General features: G+C 43.5%; 4 protein-coding genes. 3 read left to right on the forward strand and 1 reads right to left on the reverse strand.

Annotated elements, in window-relative coordinates:
* Positions 1 to 415 precede the first annotated feature (415 nt).
* The gene (locus IM485_RS12250) at positions 416 to 1,504 is read left to right on the forward strand and encodes an isocitrate/isopropylmalate family dehydrogenase (protein ID WP_002766299.1); all 1,089 of its coding nucleotides are present in this window, start codon (positions 416 to 418) and stop codon (positions 1,502 to 1,504) included.
* Between the two features lie 124 nt (positions 1,505 to 1,628).
* Here the strand turns inward: IM485_RS12250 and IM485_RS12255 are convergent, their stop codons facing one another.
* Positions 1,629 to 2,132 (reverse strand): hypothetical protein, encoded by a 504-nt coding sequence (locus IM485_RS12255; protein WP_002798683.1) that lies wholly within the window; start codon positions 2,130 to 2,132, stop codon positions 1,629 to 1,631.
* A 269-nt stretch (positions 2,133 to 2,401) separates the two neighbouring features.
* Between IM485_RS12255 and IM485_RS12260 the strand changes: the two genes are divergently transcribed.
* On the forward strand, positions 2,402 to 2,716 hold the full coding sequence (locus IM485_RS12260) for a hypothetical protein (RefSeq protein WP_002758945.1): 315 nt from the start codon (positions 2,402 to 2,404) through the stop codon (positions 2,714 to 2,716).
* Positions 2,717 to 2,988: 272 nt separating this feature from the next.
* Positions 2,989 to 3,384 carry a hypothetical protein gene (locus IM485_RS12265; protein ID WP_104398374.1) on the forward strand — a complete coding sequence of 132 codons (396 nt, stop codon included), beginning with the start codon at positions 2,989 to 2,991 and terminating at the stop codon, positions 3,382 to 3,384.
* Positions 3,385 to 3,919: the final 535 nt, after the last annotated feature.

The raw sequence follows: 3,919 nt of genomic DNA on the forward strand, positions 1-3,919 counted from the left end.
AAAACTATCAACAACTCATGCTTGTAAAGCTTGTAAAATAGGGCTTTGAGTTTTTGTTAGATTGATATTTATCAACTTTAGAGCATTGCTGGACAGAGAGGGAGCTTGGGGAATTTTCTACAGTGTAAGTTCGGAAGAACCTATTTTCTTCTAAGTGGCTAGGTGTTAAAAACTTTCAGATACCCCCCTTATTAAGGGTAGACCCCCCCGCCTATCGGCACCCCCCTTGATAAGGGGGGCAAAAGGGAGAATAAATAATCGGTTTTTAATAACCAGATTTGGTATTATATATCTTTTTCTACAAGATTGATAAAATTACAGAATTAATTAAGGTAAAAAGTATCTTTTTTAGCCGATTAAACGGTCAATTAAGCATTAAGATATACTTGAAAATTTTTATTAAAACTCAAAAATTATGACTGAAAATATCCCCACTATTGTGGTCATGCACGGCGACCAAACTGGAGAAGAACTATTACTAGAAGCCCTGAGAGTATTGCAACCCTCGATAATTCGTCAACCGCTTAACTTTGCCGATTTTGATCTTAGTTTAGCCCAACGTCGCCAGAGTAACAATCAAGTGGTTCATGAGGCCGCTGAAGCGACTCTAAAAACCGGATTAGCTCTCAAAGCTGCCACTATTACCCCAGAAATTAAAGGAGATGTGGGCAGTCCTAACGCTATTTTAAGAGAAGCAATGAATTCTCAGGTAATTCTCCGTATCGGTCGCCGTATCCCCGGCATTCGTCCGATTGGGGGTGTTTATTCTCCCATTGCCATTGTCCGCATGGCCGTTGATGATGCCTACGGGGCCAAAGAATGGCGAGAAACCACTGCCACCGGCGATGAAATTGCCTATCGCACCTCGCGCATTTCTAGGGCTACCAGTCGCGCTGTGGCCGAGTTTACCTTTCAACAGGCCAAAAAAACCGGGGCGCGGGTATTTGGCGGCCCAAAATTCACCGTTAGTGCCACCTACGAAGGGATGTTTAAAGAGGAATTAGACGCGGCGGCCCAAAGACATCCGGAAGTGCGTTATCAACCCCTGTTAATTGATGCAACTTTTGCCCTACTTTTACAAACCGACGGCGAAGCTTTGGTGATTCCAGCACTTAATCGCGATGGCGATTTATTATCGGATTTTGTCTTGCAACTCTATGGCAGTATTGCTGGGGCTGAAAGTTTAGTTTTGGGATTTGATGAGGAGACCTTAGCAGTTAAAACTATTATGGCAGAAGCTCCCCACGGCACGGCCCCCGCTTTAGAGGGCAAAAATATCGCTAATCCCATGGCGATGATTTTAGCCTCGGCAGCTTTGTTAGGTTATATCGAAACTAACGAAGCGCGTAAAGCTTCTAGGGCAATTTATGAAAGTGTCTTTGAAACTATTCACGAGGGCAAAAAAACCCCGGATTTAGGGGGACAAATGACCATGAGTGAGTTTACCGATGAGGTGATTCGTCGTGTGGTCAGTAAGTTAGAGGTTTGGTCTGCTTTGGGGTAAGCTGCCGACACACCGGTTAAGACTGCACTAGGGAAGGGGGAAAAAGCCGTAAGATTGCCTATTCCCTAATACCGAAAGCTTTTAACCTCACTATGTCAGATAACCGCAATATTGCCGCTAATAGTTAAGCTAACTTAAAGGCATCTCGCCAACACCAGCGCAACAGGGTAAAAGCTATCAAACCTTTAACCACTTCTAGAAACCAGTAACCAATCTGCAAGGACATCATTTCTCCCGACATTCCCGACGCAGTAACGGGGGCCAGTAAACCCATAGCGCTCAGATTGGGAGTGAGAAAATAGGTGTAAATTAGGGTGATTACTAAGAGAACACCGGCGAATAGAAGCGATCGATGTTCGGGGAGATGGATTAAGGTATGATAGCGGTGGAAGACAACAAAGCTACACAGCACAATCGCCGCACAAACTAATTCCAGATGGTTAAAAATGCCAAATAGCAAGTAACCGGCACTGGCAAAGCCATTTTGTGTCATCATGCCAGCTACGGATAAGCTGGGGATAATGATTAAATCGATGACGAAACTGGCACTTAACCAGAAACCGAGAACAACCATAGCTAGGGTTGTCCAATTAAACCAAGACCAATAACGCTCAACAAAAGTTTTCATTAGGCTTGCTCCTCCTTGCCTTTCTAACTTAATTGTAAAGAGCGTTCGCCAAAATTCTGGCCAGTTTTTTGGTAATTCTTAGCAATTCTTATCAATTCTGAGGAGAGCAACCAAACAATACCGCTCTTACCTCTAGATTTGGCTACCCGCTCGGAGCAGAATTGTAAAGATTTATCAACAAGTGTTTATAAAAACCTTTAAATATTGACCAAGGTGACGATTCTAGACTTACCCTAAAACAATAACTGACTATCTACGGGTTTACTGTTATGGATAAGGATTTTCGTAACTATCGCATGGTTTGCACCCTCACCTTCGGAGATATTTACGGACAAATAATCGTCTGGTTAATCGTTATTTTTCTTACTCTGGCTTCCACTCTAGCTCTTTGGAGTAGCACTAGACAAATTTTTGCCCTCGCTACCGTGGGGTTAGTCGTCGTCCTCTCTTTGCCTTTTTTACTCTTTGCTTTCGTTACTACCCTCCTCAATCATATTGAATTCGTTCCCATCGAAACGGAAACCAATATTCGTCGTGGTCCTGTACCCGGAGTTAGCGGCAGCCGTGTACCCGCAGCCGGCTAAATCCCCAATAAATAATCTGGAGACGTTGCTGACAACGTCTCCAGCAGTTTTTGCCCTTGTTTGCGTCGGGGTTTCTCATTCTTAATTTTTGTTAATTTTTGTAAATTTAACTTGTTTTAAAACACTTTGTCTGGTAGAGATTATCCAAAGAAAAATAGATAAAAGAGGTAAATTGTCAAGAGAATAATCTTGTTTGCTGCCTGATCCCGGTCAATGATAAATTTTTAAATACCTAGTCTTTTACATTTTCCCAACTCTCGGAGTGATCCCCGATGTTAAAAAATCTCTTTGGTGGCAAAAAATCTGACTTTTACCTAGAACTAAAAGAAACCGATGGTGAACAAAAAGCGACAGCAACCACGGCAGCAGCCGCCCCTGTTGTGGAAGCGCCCGCCCCTGCTGTGGAGTCTGCTGCTGCCCCTGTAGCTGAGAAAAAAAACAAAAAAACTTCTGTTAAGAAAGAAAAGCAAGCAAAAGAAACTCCCGCCGCTCCTGTGAGCGCACCGGCACCCGTAGCCGCTACTAACGGTAAAGTAGAGCCGCAAGAAGTGGAATTTGCGACAAAATACTTGATTACTCCTAGTATGTCTCGCCGTCGCCCCGGTCCTAGTTTGAATGGTTTCAAAGACATGGCACGCAAGGCGAAACTACCTGCTAACCGCGGCTAAATCACCCCGGATTGCTTTCTCAACAAAAAAAAAGGAGAGCTTTCTTTGACTCTCCTTTTTCATCAGGGTGCATCTACTGACTCAAGTGTAGCAGAGAGTTTTTTTGAGGTTGGTTATTTAGGTTACTCCCCAGAGTATTTTGGGGATAATTATTGCCTGTCTTTTTGGGTAACTTTTAAAACCTAGGACTAGATCGAACTGATCAAAGCGGTGATCACCACTACCCCCATTTGTTTCCAGTTTTTCAGTTTCCCGATTTTTTCCGCTAGATCAGTGGTTTTCCCCAGCACGTTCTCTATAACTTTAACTCGAACTGCTTGCAGCTTAAACCCTCTATCTTCGCGTCTAGGGTTCCGATGTCGCCTTTGATACTAAATCCGTTGAGTATATAGGTGGCTCTTCTAGGTTCTGTGTGATAAGTGTAACTTACATAGGATCGATCAATCTTTGTGTCCTTTGTGTCTTTGTGGTTCGTTCCACCCCCTGGCTAGGAGGAATGTATCTTAGAATACATTTTGCCCACCAAACCGAAGAG

The organism is Microcystis sp. M169S2 (assembly GCF_020245865.1).
In the GTDB taxonomy this organism is placed as follows: Bacteria; Cyanobacteriota; Cyanobacteriia; order Cyanobacteriales; family Microcystaceae; genus Microcystis; species Microcystis ichthyoblabe_A.

Bases quoted from the DNA above. Each gene is read 5' to 3' on its own strand.
- IM485_RS12250 (WP_002766299.1), top strand. From the start codon at position 416: ATGACTGAAAATATCCCCACTATTGTGGTCATGCACGGCGACCAAACT.
- IM485_RS12255 (WP_002798683.1), bottom strand. From the start codon at position 2,132: ATGAAAACTTTTGTTGAGCGTTATTGGTCTTGGTTTAATTGGACAACC.
- IM485_RS12260 (WP_002758945.1), top strand. From the start codon at position 2,402: ATGGATAAGGATTTTCGTAACTATCGCATGGTTTGCACCCTCACCTTC.
- IM485_RS12265 (WP_104398374.1), top strand. From the start codon at position 2,989: ATGTTAAAAAATCTCTTTGGTGGCAAAAAATCTGACTTTTACCTAGAA.